We start from the raw sequence: 20,419 nt of genomic DNA, 5'->3' as shown, positions 1-20,419 counted from the left end.
GGCGCATCCCTCAGGTCCCGGGCGCTGCCCGCAATGCCGCCTGTTCGAACAGCGCCCTGTCGCCCATTTCCCAGGTGACGTTCAACTGCGTGCGATGGATCAGCCAGCCCTCGGGTGCCCGCCGCAGGTCATGGACATAATAGCCGCCAATGCTGTGCATCTCCCGCAAGTCGCCGGTGACCAGATGGTGATGGGCAGCCATGTAGCAGGTACAGGTGGCGCGCTCGCCGGTGACCTCGGTCACGAAATTGGTCAGGACATGCTGCGTGGCGTCGAACGGTTCGAGCGTCCGGCGGACTCCGGCAACCCAGTCGTTGGCGTCCATGACGCTGGCCGGTTCGCCCGACCAGCTTGAAAAATCGATCGTCAGCCGGTCCGCGAAGATTGAGCGGTAGAGAGCCCAGTCGCGGCGATCGATGCCGGTGGCATAGCGCAATATATGGTCCTTGATTCGCGCGCGGTCGACCAGATAATCGGTGTTCATCTCACTTCCTTTCGGCAAGCAGGGCTTTGCTGGCGGTGATGGCACGATGCGCCCAGGCCGCGGCATCGAAGCCCGCCGGCGCGGCATGGGCCGGCACCTCGACGTCGATATCGACATGCGGGCCGAGCAGGGCGGCCAGCGCGCGCAGCGGAAAGACGCCCTCGCCGGGAACCATCCGGTTCATAGCCTCCCCGATATAGTCATCCGCCAGGCGGAAATCGGGGCCGTCGCAAAGCTGCGCATAGGAGACGACTCTGGGATCGAGGGCCGCGACCTGTTCCAGCATGCCGCCGGTGCGGAACAGGTGCAGCGCGTCGATGGCGATGGCGAGATTGGGCTGGGCCATGCGGCCATGCAGGGCGACGGCGCTTGCCAGGCTGTTGCAGCCCGGCGCAAATCCGGTAAATTCCAGGCCAACCCCCAATCCGTGGTCCGACGCCAGCGCGCACAGGCTGGCCAGCTGATCCTCCGCCCGCCGGCTGTCGCTTTCATGGATATGGGTGACCAGCCGCTTCGCGCCCAGTTCCGCGGCAAGGCTTATGGCCGGCTGATATGCCGCGACGTCCTGCTGCGGCATCACCGGGAAATATTCGGCGTTGACGATCCGCACATCATGGTCGCGCAGCAGGCGTTTGAAGGAGGGCGCGGCAGATGGCTCCACGACCGGGAACATGTTCCGGCCCTTCGCATCGACCGGCGTGGCGGTGAACAGGCAGACGCCGTCGAGCCCGGCTGCCGCGGCGAACCGCACCAGGCCCTCGGGGCCGCCGTCCATCATCGTGATCTGGTGCAATGCCAGTGTATGCATCGGCCAATCCTAGTGGATTGCCGGTGCGGCGCCACCGGATTTCGGGCGGCGCGGCTAGTCAATCTGCTAGGCTGTATCATATCGCCGCGTCTCTATGTATCCTATGGAAAAGCCGATCGCGGAATCGCGCACAGAGGATATTTGCATGACCGAAGAAGATATTATTTCCATTGGCGACGTGGTGCGTTTCCAGACGCAGGAGCAGCCGGACGCGGTGGTCTTCACCTTCGAGGGCGACGAGATGACCTATGCCGCGCTCGATGCCGGCAGCAACCGGGCGGCGCAGGCGCTGGCCTCCAAGGGCGTCGGCAAGGGCGACCGGATCGCCTATATGGGCAAGAACAGCCATCTCTATTTCGAGATACTGGTTGGCGCGGCCAAGCTCGGCGCGGTGATGGTGCCGGTCAACTGGCGACTGGCCCCGCCCGAGGTCGCCTACATCCTGAACGATTGCCAGGCCAGGCTGCTCTTCGTCGGCCCCGGTTTCGACGAGCTGGCGGGCAAGATCCGGGATGATCTGGAACATGTCGACCTGATCCTGGGCAGCGAGAAGGCGGAAAGGGAATTTCCCGGCTATCCGGCATGGCGCGACGGTTTCGAACCCCGGGATCCGATGTTGCCCTGTGCCGAGGATGATGATGCGCTGCAGCTCTACACCTCGGGCACGACCGGCCACCCCAAGGGCGCGATCATGACCAATGGCTCGATCTTTTCGTCACGCAGCGCCGGGGTCAGCGAAGAGGATTTGATGGACTGGCAGAAACCGGTTCCCGGCGAGATCACCCTGCTCGCCATGCCCTGTTTCCATATCAGCGGCACCGGTACCGGTCTGGCGGTGATGTTCACCGGCGGCAGCGCCATCGTCCTGCCGGAATATGATCCGACCCAGGCGCTGGACCTGATCGCCCAATATAATATCTCGAAAATCTTCATGGTGCCGGCGGCGATCCAGATCCTGCTCAACCACCCGAAGGTGAACGATGTCGATTTCTCCAATCTCAAATATATCACCTATGGTGCCTCGCCGATCCCGCTGGAGCTGATGAAGCAGGCGATGGACGTGCTCGGCTGCGGCTTTGTCCAGATGTACGGCATGACCGAGACATCGGGCACGATCACCACGCTCAACCCGGAAGACCATGACGTCAACGGCAACGAGAAGATGCGCTCGGTCGGCACGCCGCTGCCGGGGGTCGAGATCAAGATCATCGATCCGGAGACCGGGGAGACTTTGCCACCCTATACGATCGGCGAAATCGCCACCCGCTCGGCGAAGAACATGAAGGGCTACTGGAACCGGCCCGATGCCACGGCGGAAACGATCGATGCCGACGGCTGGCTGAGGACCGGCGATGCCGGTTCGCTCGACGAAGACGGCTATCTCTATATCCAGGACCGGCTCAAGGACATGATCATCTCCGGTGGCGAAAATGTCTATCCGGCGGAAGTCGAAAATGCGCTCTACGCCAATCCCAAGGTGGCCGATGTTGCGGTGATCGGCGTGCCCGATGAAAAATGGGGCGAGGCGGTGAAGGCCTGCGTCGTGGTCAAGGCCGGGCAGGAGCTGACCGAGGCGGAACTGATCACCGATGCCCGCACCCGCATTGCCGGCTTCAAATGTCCCAAGTCGATCGACTTCATCGAAGCGCTGCCGCGCAATCCTTCGGGCAAGATCCTGCGCAAGGACCTGCGCGCGCCTTATTGGGAAGGCCGGGACCGGGCGGTTAACTGATCGATAGCTCGTGACTTTGATATTACTCCGTTCGTGCTGAGCTTGTCGAAGCACTGGGCTAGCCGCCCTTCGACAGGCTCAGGGCGAACGGGCAAATGGATTGGAGCGATGGAACATGACAGAACTCGTACTGCGTGAAGACCGGGATGGCTGGGCGTTGCTCACCCTCAACCGACCGGACAAGCTGAACGCCCTGACGGTGGCGATGTTCCGCGAGCTGCGCGATCATGTGGCCGACCTGCGCAAGGATGACAGCATCGGCTGCGTGGTGCTGCGCGGCGCCGGCAAATGCTTTTCGGCCGGGCACGATCTCGGCGACATTGCCGAAGGCGAAGCGGTACCGTCGCGCGGCTGGCATTCGGAGACGCTGCGGATGCTGGAAAAATTGCCCAAGCCGGTGATCGCGGCGGTCCACGGCCATTGCTATACCGGTGCGCTCGAGGTCGCTCTCGCTGCGGATTTCATTTTGGCAGCGGACAGCGCCCGGTTCGGCGATACCCACGCCAAATGGGCGCTGACCCCGGTCTGGGGGATGAGCCAGCGCCTGCCGCGCCGGGTCGGCATCGCCACCGCCAAGCGGCTGATGTTTACCGCCGACATGATCGATGCCGACGAAGCGGTGCGCATCGGTCTGGCGGAATATGCGGTGCCGCTGGAGCAGTTCGATGCCGAGATTGAAGCGCTGGCGAAGAAGATTGTCGCCAATTCCGGCTTCTCGCACGCGGCGAACAAGCGCCTGCTGGAAGCAACCGATGGCGGGCCGCTCGACGCAGGGCTGCAATGGGAAGTGATGGAGAGCGAAGGTCATGGTCCGGATATGCAGGAGCGGATCGGGGCATTTATGGGCAAGGGCAAGTGATGCTGAGATGAACCCGTTATTGTGAGTGTCCAAGATATGCCGCAAGCGGACTTCAGTTTTGCCTTGCTGGGTGGAAAGCGGTCGAACCGCTTCCGGTCGGGAAAGACGCCTTAGCGACCGTGTTCAGGGAATCGTCCCGGCGCTTTGATGATCGCGTATGAAACATGACCGAAATCGATCGAAGACGTATCCTCTGGACCTACGGCATAACCTTCGAGGAGACTGACGCACCCGTGCTTGCAATGAAGGATGGCTCCAAGGCCATATTCCATCCCGTCAACACCGATCCAAACATCTTCGCCCAGTGGCGCTGACTTCAGATTTAACAGTTCCACTTCGTCGGGAACGTTCAAATGCACGAAAAACCCGCCGCCGGTGTTTTCACGCGCCCTAACCGTGGCGCGGAGCAACTGACATTCAACGGCGGCGCGATCGTCGCCCGTTTCGGCCAGGATAGCATCTAATGCGGCTCTTTCGAGCGGCGTGAAGGAAGAATCCATAGGGATTTACTGCCATAACGCGGATATGTCCGCAATCCGGAAAGACTGCAGCACTCCCAAGCCACCCAGTCCGGAGTGATTGTTGAGCGGCTGATGGAGGCAGCCTATTTCAGCCCGCTCCGCCTCAGCCGAGCGTCTCCATACCGATCACGAACCGATAGCGCACATCGGACCTTTCCATCCGGTCATAGGCCTTGTTGACATCCTGCATCGCGATCATTTCGATTTCGGGCAATATATTCTTCTCCGCACAGAAATCGAGCATCTCCTGGGTTTCCGCAATCCCGCCGATCCCCGAACCGGTGAGGATCCGGCGACCCAGCAGGTGGCCGCTGTGCATTTCCGGGAGCGTGCCGATGACGCCGACCAGCACCTGCGCGCAGTCGACCTTCAGCAACGGCATATAATGGGCAACGGGGTGCGGTACGGGAATGGTGTTGAGGATCAAGTCGAAACTGTTCGCGGCGGCTTTCATCGCATCGCGGTCGGTGGACAATAATATGTCCGTGGCTCCCAAAGCCTTTGCGTCAGCCATCTTGTCTTCGGTGCGGGTAAGCACGGTGACCTTCGCGCCCATCGCCACGGCCAGCTTGACGCCCATATGGCCCAGCCCGCCGAGGCCGACGACCGCGACCTTGCTGCCCGGGCCGACCTTCCACTGCTTGAGCGGGGAGTAGGTGGTGATTCCGGCGCAGAGCAGGGGAGCGGCGGCGCCCATGTCCATGCCGTCGGGGATGCGCAGGACAAATTCCTTGCGCACCACGATCTTGTCGGAATAGCCGCCCAGGGTGTTGCTGCCGTCGCGGCGATCCGTGCCATTATAGGTGCCGGTCATGCCGCCGTTCAGGCAATATTGCTCCAGGCCCTGTTTGCAATGATCGCACTCGAGACAGGCATCGACCATGCAGCCGACCGCGACCCGGTCGCCTTCCGCAAAGTCCGTCACATCTTCGCCAACCGCTTTCACATGACCGACGATTTCATGACCGGGGAGGACCGGATATTTGCTGCCGCCCCAGTCGTTGCGCGCGGTGTGCAGGTCGGAATGGCAGATGCCGCAATGCGAAATCTCGATCAGCACATCGTCGTGGCGCAGGCCGCGCCGGTTGAAGGCAAAGGGTTCGAGCGGCTGGTCCGGCGCATGCGTGGCATAGCCCTTGGCGGGATATTCGTTGGTCTGCTGGTCGGTCATGGTCGTGCCTTTCAAAAAAAGGGGCTCCGGCCGACAAGCCGGAGCCCTTATATTTGCGCAACAACAGCGCGTCCGCGCCCCGAAAGCGAGCCGCGGCTTGCGCCTAGAACTGCACCCGTTTGGTAAAGCCGCCGTCGATCACCAGATGGGCGCCGGTGGTGTAGCTGGACGCCGGGCTGGCGAGGAAGACGACGCTGCGCGCGACATCGTCGGCATTGCCGAAATCGCCCAGCGCGAAGCCGGTCTTGGTCGCTTCGTAAAATTCCGGCATGCCCTTTTCGATCTGCGACCAGTTGCCGCCGGGGAACTTGATCGGTCCCGGGGAGACCATGTTGACGCGAATGCCCTTGGGGCCGAGCGCCTGGCTGAGCTGGCTGCCATAGGTGATCAGCGCGGCCTTCATCGCGTTGAACGCCTGCGGCGCGACAAAGGTCTCGAAGGCGGCGGTGGAGGACATGAAGATCACGCTGCCATCGTCGGATTTTTCCAGATGCGGTTCGAGCACTTCCATCGCCTTGACCGCGCCGAGGATATCGGTCTGGAAGGTGACTTCCCAGTTACCAGTGGCGCCGGCGCCGGAGGAGCTGACATTGTGGATGAAGATGTCACAGCCGCCAAGGTCGCCCGCCGCCTTTTCCAGCCATTTCGCATAGCCGTCGATATCGGTCATATCGAGGGCGTCAGCGACGACCTTGCCGCCATGCGCTTCCAGTTCCTTCTTCGCTGCAGCGACCTGTTCGGCGTTGCGCGAGAAAAACGCAACGTCAGCGCCTTCGCTGGCGAAATGTTCCAGCGCCGCGCGGCCGAGGCCGCGGCTGCCGCCGGTCAGAATGACTTTCTTGCCCTTGAGTCCCAAATCCATTTTCTTCTCCTTTGTGTGTCTTAAAAAATCGGGGTTAGAATTTTGCGATCGCGGTTTCGCAGCTCCAGCCGATGCCGCGCCGCAGCAGATCATAGATGATCGGCTGCTGCCAGCCGGACCGGTCGATTTCCGGCCACCAGTCGAGCACCGGCTCCATGTCGTAATGGCCGCGGCAATGGCCCATCGTCAGATAGAGCACCGCGCCGTCGCCCATCCGCCGGATATAGAAGACCGGGTGACGGCTTTTCGGAATGTCGCTGTGGACGAAGCCGCTGATATCGTCCGTGCCATTATATTCGGTGTCGAGCAGCACATCCAGTTCGGCGCGGGTCTCGACCAGATATTGCTCGTCGGTGGTCTCGAAGCTGGGAATACCCTTGACCAGCGGGTGATCCGGCTGGGCGTTGTCGACGGTGAACGGGATGATCGGCGGGTGCGACAGGAAGCGGGTGCCGAGCGTGTCGGCAAAGACCGGCATCTCGTCCGGCGCATCGACCAAGCCGTTTTCGAGGAATTTCAGGACGGCGTTGGTCCCGTGCAGGGCAAAATAGCGGCCGCCGCCGTTAACGAAATCCTGGATGGTCTTCTGCGCCGCCTCGCTGGGCTGCACATCGCAGGTGTAGCTGACCAGGAAATCGGCATTCCGGATCGCCTCGAGATTTTCATAATCCTCGAACACCCGGACCCGGATGCGGTCATCCTCGGCGAGCAATTTCATCACTTCCAGCCGGGCATAGTCGATATCATGATATTTGCCGGCGGCGACCAGCACGCATTTGATCGGTTTCTGGTCGGGGCGGCGTTCGGGCGCTTCGCTCATCATTCTTTTCCTATCACGGGGTTTGTCTGGCCATCCCAGTCGAGATGCATCTGGCGCATGGCCGCGAACCCGTCGAGACCGGCCTGCGGGATCTGCAGATATTCGATGATGGTGCCCGGGCCGCCGCCATAATCGGCATAAAAGGCACCGCCGACACCGCCGGGCAGGCTGACTTCCTGAATGACCTCGCCGCCGGCTTGCTCGGTCAGCGCGCGGGCATGATCGAGATCGTCGACGATCAGGCAGAGATGCTGGACGCCTTGCAATCCCTTTTCGCGCCAGTCCCTGAACATGGACGGCGCGTCGTTGTTGGGCCGGATCAGCTCAATCTGGATATCGCCCCAATAGCCGATCGCCATCGAGAACTGGATATCGGATGGCTCGCCGCGATAGCGGACATTTTCGACCTCGACCTTCTCGGTGTGGAAAAACGGACCGGCCCCCATTTTCTGCGTCCAGTAATCGAGCGCGGCGTCATAATCCTCCGGCACATAGCTGATCTGCATGATTGTGCCGAGCCTGGCGAGGGAAGCGGGCTTCTCGCTCATTCGCTGTCCTTCCAGACCTGCGCCGACGGCCGCTGGTCGATCCGCTCGACAAATTTTGCGAGATTGTCGGTGCCCTCGGGCAGCGACCAGCCGACGGTATAGCCGAACTGGACGAAGCAATAGGCGATGAGATCGGCCATGGTGAACTTGTCCTGGCAGATATAGTCCTTGCCCGCGAGCTGCTGGTCCAGCCATTTCCATCTGTTGTCCGACATGCGCGACAGCTCCGCTGCGCCCTCGGCGCCGACCACGTCCATGCGCGGTTCGAACATTGGCCGGCCGGCACCGCCGCGAAAGCCGAGAGTCATCGGCACGGCGATTTCCAGATCGATCCGCCTGGTCCACATGCGCACTTCGGCGCGCTCCTGCGCGGAGGATCCGATCAGCACGGGTTCGGGATGGGTTTCCTCGAGATATTCCGCAATCGCCATGATCTCGCTGAGCATGAAACCATCATCCAGCTCCAGAACTGGCGTGGTGCCCAGGATATTCTTGTCGGCGAAATCCGGCTGGCGGTTTTCGGCGGTCAGGATGTCGATGTGCACGCGTTCGATATCCAGCCCCTTTTCCAGTATGAACATGCGCACGAAACGCGGGTTGGGACCAAGGCTGGAATAAAGCTTCACGTGACATATCTCCTTCGGGGCGGATTCGCGTCCCCCTCTATCCTATCGAAAGATACACAGGTAGTCGCCGCGGGCTAACCTCTCAAAATCAACAGGCAGTGCTGCCAGATTCACTAGTGGCAGCGCTGCTTCATTGCGCTATTTTAGCCCAAACAAGAGTATTTAGTTTTCAGGAGAAGATAATGGTCGAGACGTTAACCGGACATAATCGGTCCAACGGCATTTCCTATACCGAGCTTTTGGAAGGCGACAAGGTCGCACCCCCCGCGATATTTCTTGAAGAGTCGCCGATGGAGCCGGGCGTCACCACCGTCGAGGTCAGCCGTTACTGGACCAAGGAAGAGCATGACCGCGAAGTCGAGCGGCTCTGGAAGCGTGTCTGGCAGATGGCCTGCCACAAGGACGAGATCAAGGAAGTCGGCGATACATATGTCTACGATATTGCCGAGCTGTCCTTTCTGGTGGTCCGGGTGTCGGAAGACGAGATCAAGGCGTTCCCCAACAGCTGCATGCACCGTGGTAGAGCGATTTGCGACAATCACAAGAAGGGCCAGAAGGCGCTCCGCTGTCCTTTCCACGGCTGGTCGTGGGAGCTCAACGGCAAGCTGAAAGAGGTGCCGTGCCAGTGGGACTTCCCTTCGGTGAGCGAAGAGACTCACAGCCTGAAAGAGATAAGCGTCGGTGAATGGGGCGGCTTCGTTTTCATCAATCCCGATCCCGATTGCGAGCCGCTGGAAGATTTCCTCGGCGATATCGACCGGCATTTCCAGATTCCGTTCGAGCGGCGGTACAAGGCGGCGCACATGGTCAAGCGGTTGCCGTGCAACTGGAAAATCGCCCAGGAAGCGTTCATGGAATCCTATCATGTGGTCGGTACCCATCCCGAACTGATGCCCGCCTTTGCCGATGCGAACAGCAAATATGATGTATGGCACAATTTTTCCCGGGCGATGTCCGCGCACGGGGCGCCAAGCCCGCACACCGATCTGGTCAACCCCGATCCGACGGCCTTCCCGGATGCCAAGGCATTCCAGAGCTTCATCCATCCGATCAGCCATCACAAGTTCGAGCGGCTGGAAGAAAATCGCGTCAAGGTTTCGCTGCCCAACGGCAAGAGCGGCATTTTCGACATGGAGGCCAATTATATCGAGGGCGACCTGAAGTCGGCCGATCCGCACATGTGCAACTGGATCGGCGGCAAGATCGCCCCGGCCGACGAGAACATGCCGATGGTCTACAGCGATGTTTCGGCCCACGCCATGCGCGACGAAGCCGCGCAGGCCCGGCGCGAGGAAATGCGCCCGATCTGGGGTGACATGGTGGATCAGATCAGCGATGCCGATCTGGTCGATGCGATTTTCTACAGCGTCTTCCCGAACATCAGCCCCTGGGCCGACTTCAACCCGATCTTCTACCGCTTCCGTCCCGACGGCGACAATCCCGAGCAATCGCTGCACGAGGTGATGTTCATGGTCGCGTTGCCGGAAGGCGCGGAACGTCCGGAGCCGGCCAAATGCACCTTCCTCGACCTGCACGACGACTATACCCAGGCGACGGAATTCGGCAGCTATCTGAACAAGATATTCAACCAGGATTATCTCAACCACAAGGCGATGCAGAAAGGCGTGAAGAGCCAGCCGGACGGCGTATCCCTGTTCGCGCAATATCAGGAATCGAAGCTCCGGCATTTCCATGAGACGCTGGACCTGTGGCTGAATTCCGAGGAAGCGCCAAAAAGTCCCAAGCGCAAGGTGGCTGCCTGACCTTGGGCGAAATCGAGGCGGACGATATTCCGGACGGCTTCCGGCGGGCACGATTTTCCAGCCCGTTCCTCGATATGGCGGGCCCCTATTACGAGCGCCCGGACGAGGAGTGCATCGTTGTCGCGACGCGCATCAACGACGGCCATATCAACCATATCCAGGTCGCCCACGGGGGCGTCCTGGGGACGCTGGCGGACGTGGCGCTGAGCTATCAGGTGCACCGCGCGGAGAAGCCGGCGCTGCCGGTGGCAACGATGAATCTCAACACCAACTATCTGGCGGCGGCAAAGCTCGGCGACTGGGTGGAGGCCTATGCCAGCATCGACCGGATCAGCAAGCGCACCGCCTATTGCAGCGGACAGATCGTCTGCGGCGAAACGGTGCTGATGACGATGACGGCGGTGTTCGCGATCCTGCGCAAATAGCGAACCGTGGACAGTTGCGGCGGGCTAGTCGGTCGCGCCGAGATAGCCCAGCTGGCCGGCCTTGAAGATGGTCTGGCCGCGATTGACGCTGTTCAGCTTCTGGCCCGCCCGGTTGACATGATAGCGGATCGTCGCGTGGCTGAGCGACAGGATCATGCTGATTTCCTTGTCGGTCTTGCCGATCGCGGCCCAGTGCAGGCATTCCGCTTCGCGTTTTGACAAGACACAATTGGCCGGCATCCGGTGCTTCTCGCGCATGGCGAGAACATAGCCGGTGACGAACCGGCTGGTAATGATGCCGAAAAAGTCGGAATAGAGACGATAGGCCTCCTTGAGATCGGTGATGCCATGTTCAATCGTCGAGAAGCTGACGGCGGCGATCTGGCCGAAGGGCAGGTGCACGGGGATCAGAATATGCGATTTGGATGTCGCGGACTGGGCGTAGAAATCCTTCAGGTCGATCTTGTCGAGATATTCGTTGGGCCAGTGGCCATGGAAACCATCGGCGTTGCACCAGATCGGCTCGCTCTCGTAGCGACAGGCTCTGGGCAGCGGCGAACTGAGCGCCAGGCGGGTATCCTCCCACCAGCGCTCGCCCTCGGCAACCCATCCGAACACGTCCTTGTTGATCAGGATCCCGTCGGCGTCGACGAGATGGGCCTTTGACGAAATATCGGCCGATACGGCGATACGAAAACCATAGGACTGGGCGATTTCATTGACCGCCTCGGCCGCAGGCCGAATTTCAGCCGGATTGGTGATAGTGACGCTATCAACATTCTCCCGAAATCGCTGTCTGCCGATTTCGGGAATTTCGGCGATAAAATTTTCGGCCATCAGGCTCCGCTCCTTGCGACACTTGCTATTATTGTTAGCGGTGTGTCGCGTTGTTTGGTTTTCTAGTCAACCAAACATTCCTATCGATAATGATAGGAGGAATCTATCGCCGTGGTTTTTTATTCGATCGTTCCGATCAGTTCGCCGACCGGATATTCTTCGCCGTCCGCCTGGACGATGATCTTCAGTGTGCCGCTCGCCGGGGATTCGACCTCCTGGGTCGATTTCTCGTTTTCCAGCGCATAGATTTCCTGGCCGGCGGTGACCTCTGCGCCGTCTTCGACCAGCCATTCCGCGAGAATGCCCGATTCCATGCTGAAGCCCAATTTGGGGATGCGTATTTCTGTTGCCATGGTTCTTTTCTTCTATCCTAGAATCTTGTGTACTTCGCGCTCGATATCATCCTGGCTGAACATCCAGGCTTTCTCGATCGCCGGCGAGAATGGCACCGGCGCATAGCCGGAACCGACGCGGCCGACCGGGGCCCGCAGTTCCGAAAACAGCTCTTCATGGATGCGCGAGGAAATCTCGGCACCGGTTCCGAAGCTGCGCACCGCTTCGTGCACGACCACGGCCGCCTTGGTCTTGGCCACGCTTTTCAGCACGGTTTCCTCGTCAAACGGCGCGATCGTGCGCAGGTCGACGATCTCGCAGGAAATGCCGTCTTCCGCTAGCTTGTCGGCGGCGGCATGGCATCGGCTGATCGCGCTGCCATAGCCGATCAGCGTGATGTCCGTGCCTTCGCGCGGGATCGATGCCTTGCCGAGCGGCACGGTGTGATCGGCGGCTGGCGCCGGACCCTTGACGAAATAGCCGGGGGTGTTCTCGATGAAGATCACCGGATTGTCATCCATGATCGAGGAATAGAGCAGGCCATAGGCGTCCTGCGGATTGGATGCCGCGACGACCTTCAGCCCGGGGACATGAGCAAGCCACGCCTCGAGCATGTCGCTATGCTGTCCGCCGAGGCCGGTGCCGGCACCGGTGGTGGTGCGAATGGTCAGCGGCACGCTGGTCTGGCCGCCGGACATGAAGCGCAGCTTGGCAGCGTGGTTGACGATCTGGTCCATCGCCACGGTGATGAAGTTCATCAGCATGATTTCGGCAACCGGCTTGTAGCCGACCAGCGCCGCGCCGACCGCGGCACCGACAATCGCCTGTTCGGAAATCGGCGTCGACCGGACACGGTCGGTGCCATAGGTGCCGGACAGGCCGGCGGTCACCTTGAACACGCCGCCGCCTTCCTTGTCGGCGATATCCTCGCCGAGCAGGATCACCTTCGGATCGTCCGCCATCGCCTTGTTCATGGCCATGTTGAGGGCCTGGGCGAACATGATGTCTTTTGGTTTTTCTGCTGTGTCGCTCATGCTGCAATCTCCACGTCGAGGACATCGATGCGATATTCATCACCTGAAGGATAGTCGCTATCGAGCGCAAACTGGGCCGCTTCGGCGATGATCGCGGCGTTTTTCGCTTCGATCGCCGCGACATCCGCTTCGCTGATCTGCAGGTCGAGCAGCTGGTTGCGCAGGATCGGCATCGGGTCGTCCTTCTTCGCCTGCTCCATCTCCTCCTTCGGAATATAATGGCTGGTGTCGCCCAGCAGGTGGCCGTGGAAGCGGAAGGTCATCGCCTCGATCAGCGTCGGGCCATTGCCGGCGCGGGCATGGTCGACGGCTTCCTTGGCGGCCTTGTACATGGCACTGGCGTCGTTGCCGTTGACCTGGACCGAACGCATGCCAAGACCTTCGCCGCGCTGCTTGATCGAGGCCGAGCCGGTGGTGTCGCGCATATGGGTATGTTCGCCATAGAGATTGTTCTGGCACAGGAAGATGACCGGCAGCTTCCAGATCTGCGCCATGTTGAGGCCTTCGTGGAACGCGCCGATGTTGGTCGCGCCGTCGCCGAAGCAGCAGACCGTGACCTTGCCGTCCTTCTCCAGCTGGCTGGCGAGGCCGAGGCCGTTGGCGATCGGGATGCCGGAACCGACGATGCCGGTGGTAACCATGACGCCGGTCGCCGGATGGGTGATGTGCATCGGCCCGCCCTTGCCCTTGCAGGTGCCGGTCACCTTGCCGGCAAATTCCGCCCAGAGTTCCTTCGAGGGAATGCCCTTGGCGAGCTGGTCGTGCAGACCGCGGTAGATGGTGACCAGATAATCATCCTGATTGACCGCTGCCATCATTGCCGACGACACCACTTCCTGGCCGCGAACGGGATAATAAACGATCTGCAATTGACCCGCTCCGATCATCTGCCGGAACTTGATGTCCGACTGCATGATCAGGTCGGCGCGGGTGAAAATATCGACGAGGACGTCTTTGTCCGCCATATCGGTAGAGGCCAAGGCTTTGCTCCTTCATATCGCGTCCCTCTGACGGGGACGCATTAGTTGAAAACTACATAGCGCGAGCAGGCTCACCCGCCACTATTGTTATAGGGAGTGAGCGCGCAAAGGATAGGGCCGCAAAGTCAGCATTTGCCTTGCAAACCTCCCCGTCTTCGCGAGACTGCACCGGCGCGCGGACAATTTCAATCCGCCAGCTATCAAAGCTGGCAGTTCGGGTGAACAACAAAATCCGTCTAACAGGTTTCCAAGTTTCCAACGGAGAGAATGTATGACCGAGAACAGGCAATGGCTGATCAACGGACGCCCCAAGGGGCGCGGGCTGGTTGATGATGATTTCAAGAAGGTTGTCACCCCGGTGCCGGAATGCGCCGAAGGCCATGTGCTGGTCAAGAATGAAATCCTCGGCTTCGATCCGGCGCAAAAGGGCTGGATGGAGAATATCGGCGGCTATGTCGCCCCGACCGAAATTGGCGAAGTGATGCGCGGTTCCGGCATCGGTACGGTGGTCGAGTCCCGCCATCCGGATTTTGTCAAGGGCGACAAGGTCATGGGCATGCTGCGCTGGCAGGATTATGCCCATGTTCGTGGCGGCGAACTCAACAAGATTCCGGATGATGATCTGCTGGCCGCCAATCTGGGCGCGCTGGGGACAACCGGCATGACCGCCTATTTCGGCCTCCTGAAACATGGCCGGCCACAGCCGGGCGATACCGTCGTGGTGTCGGGCGCGGCCGGTGCCACCGGTTCGATGGTGGGTCAGATTGCCAAGATCGCCGGTTGCCGGATCATCGGCATCGCCGGTGGCGAGGAAAAATGCAAATGGCTGACCGACGACGTCGGCTATGATGTCGCCATCGATTACAAGAATGACGATGTCCGCGCAAAACTGAAGGAACATTGCGCCCAGTCGATCAACGTCTTCTACGACAATGTCGGCGGCAAGATACTGAACGACGCGCTGGCCCATCTCGCCATGCATGCGCGGGTCGCCATTTGTGGCGGCATTTCGCGCTACGAACAGGGGGACATGCCTGCGGGGCCGGAAAATTACTTCAACCTGATCTTCAAGCGCGCCAGCATGTCGGGCTTTATCGTCTCCGACTATGCCAGCGAATTTCCGGAAGCCCAGAAACGGATGCGGCAATGGATCAAGGAAGGCCGGATTACCTTCAAGGAAGATATTCAGGAGGGATTCGACAATATCCCCGATACCCTGAAACGCTTGTTTGCAGGCCAGAATTTTGGCAAGCAGATGCTTCGCCTGGATTGAGGCGACCGATGATATCGCTAACTAAATGCGCAGTGCCCGCATCGTGCAGGCTGGCATATGACATTGTGTCACGAGAGGTTAGGGCATGAGCGATCTGGAAGAATTTCGCACGGACGTCAGGGCATGGCTGCAGGAAAATTGCCCGGAAGAGATGCGGGATGGCGACATCACGGCGGAAAACCAGTGCTGGGGCGGACGGCAGTGGGAATTCCAGTCGGAAGCCCAGAAGCTGTGGTTCGAGCGGGCACTGGCCAAGGGCTATACCGTGCCCAGCTGGCCGAAGGAATATGGCGGTGCCGGCCTGTCGGCTGACCAGGCCAAGATACTCGACGAAGAACGGCAGGCGATAAACGCCCGCAAGCCGCTGAGCAATTTCGGCATCTCGATGCTGGGCCCCGCGCTGCTGGCCTATGGCACGCACGAGCAGAAGGAGCAGCACCTGACCGGGATTGCCCGCGGCGAGATTCGCTGGTGTCAGGGCTATTCCGAGCCGGGGGCCGGTTCCGACCTTGCTGCGCTGAAGACCAAATGCGAGGACAAGGGCGATCACTGGCTGATCAACGGACAGAAAATCTGGACGTCGAACGCGGATATTTCGGACTGGATCTTCTGTCTGGTGCGCACCGATTTCGATGCCCCGAAACATGAAGGCATTACCTTCATCCTGATCGACATGGCGAGCGAGGGAATCTCGGTCAAGCCGATCGTCCTGATCTCGGGCCATTCGCCATTTTGCGAGACATTTCTCGACAATGTAAAAGTGCCGAAATTATACGGCGAGGGCAATCCCTCGGTCGTCGGTGAAGTCAATCGCGGCTGGGATGTCGCCAAGAATCTGCTGGTGCATGAGCGCGGCATGCTGGGCACGATGTCGCCGTTGCGCGGGACCACGGGGCCGGAAAATCTCGGCAAGTTTGCCGCCGAGCGCATCGGGCTGGATGCGGCCGGACGTCTCGACGATCCCGACCTGCGGCAACGCATCGCGCAGGCAGAGCTGGACAACTGGGCCTATAATCTTACCGTCGAACGCATGACCGACGAAGCCAATGCCGGCAACGGCCTGGGTGCCAAGTCTTCCATGCTGAAATATGCCGCCTCGGAACTGACCAAGCGCGGAACCGAATTGCGGATGGATATCGAGGGTACCGCCGGCGCCACGATCGGGCCGGACGGCATCGAATATGGCAGTCTTGCCAACAACTGGCTCTACAACCGGGCCTATTCGATCCTTGGTGGCACCACCGAAGTGCAGTTTAACATCATTTCCAAGCGCGTCTTGGGATTGCCGAGCCAATAGGGCGAATCACTATGCCGCTGATACTCAACGAAGAACAGGCCATGCTGCAGGATGCCGCCAACGGCTTCCTCGCGGAAAAAGCCCCGGTCGCTGCCTTTCGCAAGGTCCGCGACAACAGGCCGGTCGATGGTTTCTGCCGGGATCTGTGGGCCGAAATGGCCGAAATGGGATGGGCCGGTATCATCGTCGACGAAGACCATGGCGGCAGCGGCTTCGGTTATGTCGGCGCGGGTGTGCTGGCGGAGCAGATGGGGCGCAACCTGACCGCATCGCCGTTCTTCTCCACCTCCGTGCTCGGCGCGACGGCGATCCAGCAATATGGCACGCAAAAGCAGAAGGACGAGAATCTGGCGGCGATCAGCCGCGGTGAACGGCTGTTCGCCCTGGCCGTGGACGAGGGTCCCCGCCACAATCCGAGCCGCATAAAATTCTCGGCCAAGCCGGCCGGCAACGGGTTCATCCTGTCGGGCGCGAAGACGTTCGTCGCCGACGGCCATGTCGCCGACAAGCTGATCATCGCCGCGCGCACGGCCGGAGAAGAGGGCGATATGGATGGCATCACCCTGTTCCTGGTCGATGCCGATGCCCCGCAAATCAATCGCGAGCCGACGCCGATGGTCGACAGCCGCAACGCCGCCAATATTACGGTCGACGGACTCGAGGTGACCGGTGACGATATTCTGGGGGAACTGGGCGGCGGCTATGCCGCGCTGGAAGGCATATTGTCGGCCGGCCGCGCCGTTCTCAGCGCCGAAATGTCGGGATCGGCCCAGCAGGTGTTCGGCGTCACCACCGACTATCTGAAGGAGCGCGAGCAATTTGGCCAGAAGATCGGATCGTTTCAGGGGTTGCAGCACCGGGCGGCGCATCTGGCGACCGAAATCGAAATGATGAAGTCGGCGGTCATGAAGTCGCTCAAGGATCTGGACGAGGATTTTGAGCGGGCGGGCATTACCTGCTCGCTGGCCAAGGCGAAGACCGGCCAGGTCGCGCAGCTCGCGACCAAGGAAGCGATCCAGATGCACGGCGGGATTGGCGTCACCGACGAATATGATGTCGGACTCTATTTCAAGCGGGTCCACGTCGCGCAGCAGATGTTTGGCGACGCGGGATTCCACAGCGATCGCTGGGCCAGGAACGCCGGCTTCTGATCCGCTGCGGAGCCCTAAGCTTCCTTGACGGTTATATTGGCAGGGCCAAAATAGGCGGTCATCCTGGCAACTTTGCCGTCGTCATCAAACTCGAATATGTCGATGACTTCGACGATGATCGTCGGCCCTTCGGTTCTGGTGATCTCTGCGCGGAACGGGAAGGCGGCGGCCTTGGCCGAAAGCCGCACCGGGCCGGTCAGGGCGACGGTGGCACCGCCGGCAAAGGCGTTCTTGTAAAATTGCAGGATGTCGGCGCCGCGCTTGGGTTCCGTGCCCGCCGGATCCTCGACGGAGGCATTATCGGCATAGAGCGCGATTACGGCATCCATGTCGCCGGCATTGATCGCGGCGAGATAGCGGTCGACGGTTTGCTGCATATGTTCCGGTGTCGTCATCGGATATCCTTTTGCTGGAAAACGTGCCGAAACTAGAATGTCGGGGCAGGAGTGACTTCTGCTGAATTAGATAGGGAGATATGAATGGCGGGTCGATTGGACGGAAAGGTCGCGATTGTGACGGGCGGTGCTTCGGGCATCGGGGCAGCGACGGTCAGGCGTTTTGTCGAGGAGGGCGCAAGAGTCCTCTCCACCGATGTCCAGGAAGCACTGGGGCAGTCGGTCGCGGACGAGGCGGGGGCGCTGTTCATGGTTCAGGACGTGTCGGACGCGGGCGCCTGGGAACTGGTGATGGCCAGGGTTCGTAGCGAATTCGGGCGGCTCGACATATTGGTCAACAACGCCGGCATCGTGATCGGCAAGACTATCGAGGATGTCGATCTCGACAGCTGGCACCATCTGCTCGGCATCAACCTGACCGGGGTGATGCTGGGTTGCCAGAAGGCGATCGCGCTGATGAAGCAGAATCCCGGCGGCTCCTCCGGTTCGATCATCAATATCGCCTCGACCAGCGCCTTTGCCGCGCTCCCCGGTGACGTCACCTACACCGCCTCGAAAAGCGCGGTCCGGATGCTGTCCAAGTCGGTTGCCGTCCATTGCGCGCAGAGCGGATTGAACATACGCTGCAACAATCTCGTCCCCGGCGCCACCCACACGGCGATCATCGACACCGCTGCCAAGTCGGTCCCCGGCATGGTCGAAATGGCCGCGGCGATGTCACCGCTGAAACGGATCGGGCAGGGCAGCGACCTCGCTGCCGCCGCGGTTTATCTCGCCAGCGACGACAGCGCTTTCGTGACCGGCAGCGATCTGCTGGTCGATGGCGGGATGCTGGCGGTGCATCCGGGCTATTGACTGGTGCCTGTCCTAGCCGTTTTGGCAGTTAAGGGCGGCCCTCTTTCGCTCTTATAGAAGGGTCAGAAAAGGGAGAGAATTTTGTGAGCGCACAGCCGATTGCCGACAATCTGTTTACCGAGGACATGAGCGCGCTGGTCGGTGCGCGGAACCGGGAAACCGGCCACATCTTCTTTCCGCTGCCACTGACCCCGGATGACAATATCGAGCCGATCCGGCTGGCCTCGCGCGGCACGGTCTGGACCTACACGATCCAGCGCTTTCCGCCGAAGGAACCCTATGCCGGACCGACCGATCCGGAAAAATTCAAGCCCTATGCGGTCGCCTATGTCAGCCTGCCGGGGCAGACCATGGTGGAATCGCGCCTCACCGGCATTGACGTGGACGATGTCGAAATCGGCATGGAGGTGGAACTGACCGCAATCCCGCTCGATCCGGATGCTCCGCCCGAGGAGCAGAAACTCATCCACGCCTTCAAGCCTGTTCAGGGAGAATAATCATGTCAGATGTTTGTATCGTAGGAGCAGGGATTCACCCGTTCGGCCGCACCGAAGGGCGCGACGGCATGGACCAGGGCATATTCGCGGTGAAGCAGGCCCTGACCGACAGCGGCATCGAGTGGAAGGATGTCGAATTTGCCTTCGGCGGCTCGGCGGCGTCCGGCAATGCCGACAATATGGTGTCCCAGCTTGGCCTGACCGGGATCCAGTTCATCAATGTCTCGAACGGCTGCGCCACCGGCGGATCGGCGCTCAACGCGGCGGTCAGCGCGATCAAGTCGGGCGAATATGAAATCGGCATGGCGGTCGGCTTCGACAAGCATCCGCGTGGTGCCTTCAACGCCGACCCGTCCTCCTACGGTCTGCCCAACTGGTATGGCGAAGCTGGCTACATGCTGACCGTGCAGTTTTTCGGCGCGAAGATCATGCGCTATCTGCACGAACATGATATCAGCCGGGAAACGCTCGGCCGGGTGGCGGAAAAGGCGTTCCGCAACGGCGTCAAGACCGATCACGCCTGGCGGCGCAGCGAGGTCGATCTGGAAACGATCATGAACGCGCCGATGATCTGCGACCCGCTGACCAAATATATGTTCTGTTCGCCGGCCGAAGGAGCTGTGGCTTTGATCCTCGCCAGCGAGAAAAAAGCCAGGGAACTGGGCGTTCCCATCATCCGGCTCAAGTCTTCGGTGATGCGCACCCGGCCGCCGGGATCGTTCGAGGTATTTGCCGCCTCGATCGACAATGAGCGCGGCGGGACAGCCACCGAAATCGCCTCCAAGGCTGCTTTTGAACAGGCAGGCATGGGGCCCGACGATATCGATATCGCGCAGTTGCAGGACACGGAATCCGGCGCGGAAATCATGCACATGGCGGAAAACGGCTTCTGCAAGCCGGGCGATCAGGAGCAGTGGCTGCTCGAGGGCCGCAGCGAAATCAACGGCCAGTTGCCGATCAACACCGACGGCGGCTGCCTTGCCTGTGGCGAGCCGATCGGCGCGTCCGGCCTGCGGCAGGTCTACGAGAATGTCGTGCAGCTGCGCGGCACCGCAGGCGCGCGCCAGGTACCGGGTGATCCGAAGACCGCCTATACCCAAGTCTATGGCGCGCCGGGTGTTTCTGCCGTAACGATTCTCCAAAGATAG

General features: G+C 60.6%; 23 protein-coding genes. 10 read left to right on the top strand and 13 right to left on the bottom strand.

The window, feature by feature from the left end; genetic code table 11:
* Positions 1-10: 10 nt before the first annotated feature.
* Together V7650_RS07030 and V7650_RS07025 are read right to left on the bottom strand one after the other, a co-directional pair.
* Positions 11-484 (bottom strand): nuclear transport factor 2 family protein, encoded by a 474-nt coding sequence (locus V7650_RS07030; RefSeq protein WP_335655544.1) that lies wholly within the window; start codon positions 482-484, stop codon positions 11-13.
* Position 485: 1 nt separating this feature from the next.
* The gene (locus V7650_RS07025; RefSeq protein ID WP_335655543.1) at positions 486-1,292 is read right to left on the bottom strand and encodes a sugar phosphate isomerase/epimerase family protein; all 807 of its coding nucleotides are present in this window, start codon (positions 1,290-1,292) and stop codon (positions 486-488) included.
* 145 nt (positions 1,293-1,437) lie between these two features.
* On the opposite strand from V7650_RS07025, the gene V7650_RS07020 reads away from it, so the two are divergent.
* Both V7650_RS07020 and V7650_RS07015 read left to right on the top strand, forming a co-directional pair.
* Complete coding sequence (locus V7650_RS07020) at positions 1,438-3,024, top strand: fatty acid--CoA ligase (protein WP_335655542.1); 1,587 nt, start codon at positions 1,438-1,440, stop codon at positions 3,022-3,024.
* 115 nt (positions 3,025-3,139) lie between these two features.
* Positions 3,140-3,883 carry an enoyl-CoA hydratase/isomerase family protein gene (locus V7650_RS07015; protein WP_335655541.1) on the top strand — a complete coding sequence of 248 codons (744 nt, stop codon included), beginning with the start codon at positions 3,140-3,142 and terminating at the stop codon, positions 3,881-3,883.
* A 110-nt stretch (positions 3,884-3,993) separates the two neighbouring features.
* Here V7650_RS07015 and V7650_RS07010 read toward each other — a convergent pair whose 3' ends face one another.
* The 6 genes from V7650_RS07010 to V7650_RS06985 form a co-directional block, all read right to left on the bottom strand.
* Complete coding sequence (locus V7650_RS07010; protein ID WP_335655540.1) at positions 3,994-4,383, bottom strand: hypothetical protein; 390 nt, start codon at positions 4,381-4,383, stop codon at positions 3,994-3,996.
* Between the two features lie 124 nt (positions 4,384-4,507).
* The gene (locus tag V7650_RS07005) at positions 4,508-5,575 is read right to left on the bottom strand and encodes an NAD(P)-dependent alcohol dehydrogenase (protein ID WP_335655539.1); all 1,068 of its coding nucleotides are present in this window, start codon (positions 5,573-5,575) and stop codon (positions 4,508-4,510) included.
* A gap of 103 nt (positions 5,576-5,678) precedes the next feature.
* Complete coding sequence (locus V7650_RS07000) at positions 5,679-6,437, bottom strand: SDR family NAD(P)-dependent oxidoreductase (RefSeq protein WP_335655538.1); 759 nt, start codon at positions 6,435-6,437, stop codon at positions 5,679-5,681.
* Positions 6,438-6,471: 34 nt separating this feature from the next.
* Positions 6,472-7,257 carry a ThuA domain-containing protein gene (locus V7650_RS06995; protein ID WP_335655537.1) on the bottom strand — a complete coding sequence of 262 codons (786 nt, stop codon included), beginning with the start codon at positions 7,255-7,257 and terminating at the stop codon, positions 6,472-6,474.
* Positions 7,257-7,805, bottom strand: coding sequence for a VOC family protein (locus V7650_RS06990; RefSeq protein WP_335655536.1), 549 nt, complete (start codon positions 7,803-7,805; stop codon positions 7,257-7,259). The genes V7650_RS06995 and V7650_RS06990 overlap by 1 nt, the downstream gene beginning before the upstream one ends.
* Positions 7,802-8,431, bottom strand: coding sequence for a glutathione S-transferase family protein (locus V7650_RS06985; protein WP_335655535.1), 630 nt, complete (start codon positions 8,429-8,431; stop codon positions 7,802-7,804). Before V7650_RS06985 ends, V7650_RS06990 begins: the two co-directional genes overlap by 4 nt.
* Before the next feature lie 182 nt (positions 8,432-8,613).
* Here V7650_RS06985 and V7650_RS06980 point away from each other — a divergent pair, with 182 nt between their 5' ends.
* Positions 8,614-10,194, top strand: coding sequence for an aromatic ring-hydroxylating oxygenase subunit alpha (locus V7650_RS06980; RefSeq protein WP_335655534.1), 1,581 nt, complete (start codon positions 8,614-8,616; stop codon positions 10,192-10,194).
* 2 nt (positions 10,195-10,196) lie between these two features.
* On the top strand, positions 10,197-10,619 hold the full coding sequence (locus tag V7650_RS06975; protein WP_335655533.1) for a PaaI family thioesterase: 423 nt from the start codon (positions 10,197-10,199) through the stop codon (positions 10,617-10,619).
* 24 nt (positions 10,620-10,643) lie between these two features.
* Here V7650_RS06975 and V7650_RS06970 read toward each other — a convergent pair whose 3' ends face one another.
* From V7650_RS06970 to V7650_RS06955, 4 genes are all read right to left on the bottom strand, one after another.
* Entirely contained in the window at positions 10,644-11,456 is an 813-nt protein-coding gene (locus V7650_RS06970; RefSeq protein ID WP_335655532.1) for a helix-turn-helix domain-containing protein, read from the bottom strand.
* Between the two features lie 119 nt (positions 11,457-11,575).
* On the bottom strand, positions 11,576-11,809 hold the full coding sequence (locus V7650_RS06965) for a biotin/lipoyl-containing protein (RefSeq protein WP_335655531.1): 234 nt from the start codon (positions 11,807-11,809) through the stop codon (positions 11,576-11,578).
* 12 nt (positions 11,810-11,821) lie between these two features.
* Positions 11,822-12,823 (bottom strand): alpha-ketoacid dehydrogenase subunit beta, encoded by a 1,002-nt coding sequence (locus tag V7650_RS06960; RefSeq protein ID WP_335655530.1) that lies wholly within the window; start codon positions 12,821-12,823, stop codon positions 11,822-11,824.
* Entirely contained in the window at positions 12,820-13,803 is a 984-nt protein-coding gene (locus V7650_RS06955; RefSeq protein WP_335655529.1) for a thiamine pyrophosphate-dependent dehydrogenase E1 component subunit alpha, read from the bottom strand. Before V7650_RS06955 ends, V7650_RS06960 begins: the two co-directional genes overlap by 4 nt.
* Before the next feature lie 271 nt (positions 13,804-14,074).
* On the opposite strand from V7650_RS06955, the gene V7650_RS06950 reads away from it, so the two are divergent.
* The 3 genes from V7650_RS06950 to V7650_RS06940 all read left to right on the top strand — a co-directional run bounded on the left by V7650_RS06950 (position 14,075) and on the right by V7650_RS06940 (position 17,524).
* Positions 14,075-15,076 carry an NADP-dependent oxidoreductase gene (locus tag V7650_RS06950; protein ID WP_335655528.1) on the top strand — a complete coding sequence of 334 codons (1,002 nt, stop codon included), beginning with the start codon at positions 14,075-14,077 and terminating at the stop codon, positions 15,074-15,076.
* Positions 15,077-15,161: 85 nt separating this feature from the next.
* A complete protein-coding gene (locus V7650_RS06945) occupies positions 15,162-16,373 on the top strand; it encodes an acyl-CoA dehydrogenase family protein (protein WP_335655527.1) in 1,212 nt (403 codons plus the stop codon).
* A gap of 11 nt (positions 16,374-16,384) precedes the next feature.
* Positions 16,385-17,524: an acyl-CoA dehydrogenase family protein gene (locus tag V7650_RS06940; protein ID WP_335655526.1), complete on the top strand. Its 1,140-nt coding sequence runs from the start codon at positions 16,385-16,387 to the stop codon at positions 17,522-17,524.
* Between the two features lie 14 nt (positions 17,525-17,538).
* On the opposite strand, the gene V7650_RS06935 is transcribed toward V7650_RS06940, so the two are convergent.
* Positions 17,539-17,919 carry a nuclear transport factor 2 family protein gene (locus tag V7650_RS06935; RefSeq protein WP_335655525.1) on the bottom strand — a complete coding sequence of 127 codons (381 nt, stop codon included), beginning with the start codon at positions 17,917-17,919 and terminating at the stop codon, positions 17,539-17,541.
* An 84-nt stretch (positions 17,920-18,003) separates the two neighbouring features.
* Here V7650_RS06935 and V7650_RS06930 point away from each other — a divergent pair, with 84 nt between their 5' ends.
* The 3 genes from V7650_RS06930 (at position 18,004) to V7650_RS06920 (ending at position 20,419) form a co-directional block, all read left to right on the top strand.
* Positions 18,004-18,774 carry an SDR family NAD(P)-dependent oxidoreductase gene (locus V7650_RS06930; protein ID WP_335655524.1) on the top strand — a complete coding sequence of 257 codons (771 nt, stop codon included), beginning with the start codon at positions 18,004-18,006 and terminating at the stop codon, positions 18,772-18,774.
* A gap of 83 nt (positions 18,775-18,857) precedes the next feature.
* Positions 18,858-19,271 (top strand): Zn-ribbon domain-containing OB-fold protein, encoded by a 414-nt coding sequence (locus V7650_RS06925; RefSeq protein ID WP_335655523.1) that lies wholly within the window; start codon positions 18,858-18,860, stop codon positions 19,269-19,271.
* The gene (locus V7650_RS06920) at positions 19,271-20,419 is read left to right on the top strand and encodes a thiolase family protein (RefSeq protein WP_335655696.1); all 1,149 of its coding nucleotides are present in this window, start codon (positions 19,271-19,273) and stop codon (positions 20,417-20,419) included. Before V7650_RS06925 ends, V7650_RS06920 begins: the two co-directional genes overlap by 1 nt.

The organism is Parasphingorhabdus sp. (genome assembly GCF_036964565.1).
Lineage (GTDB): Bacteria > Pseudomonadota > Alphaproteobacteria > Sphingomonadales > Sphingomonadaceae > Parasphingorhabdus.
Note: the sequence above shows the minus strand (reverse complement) of the source record. Positions and strands in the feature narration are given on the sequence as shown.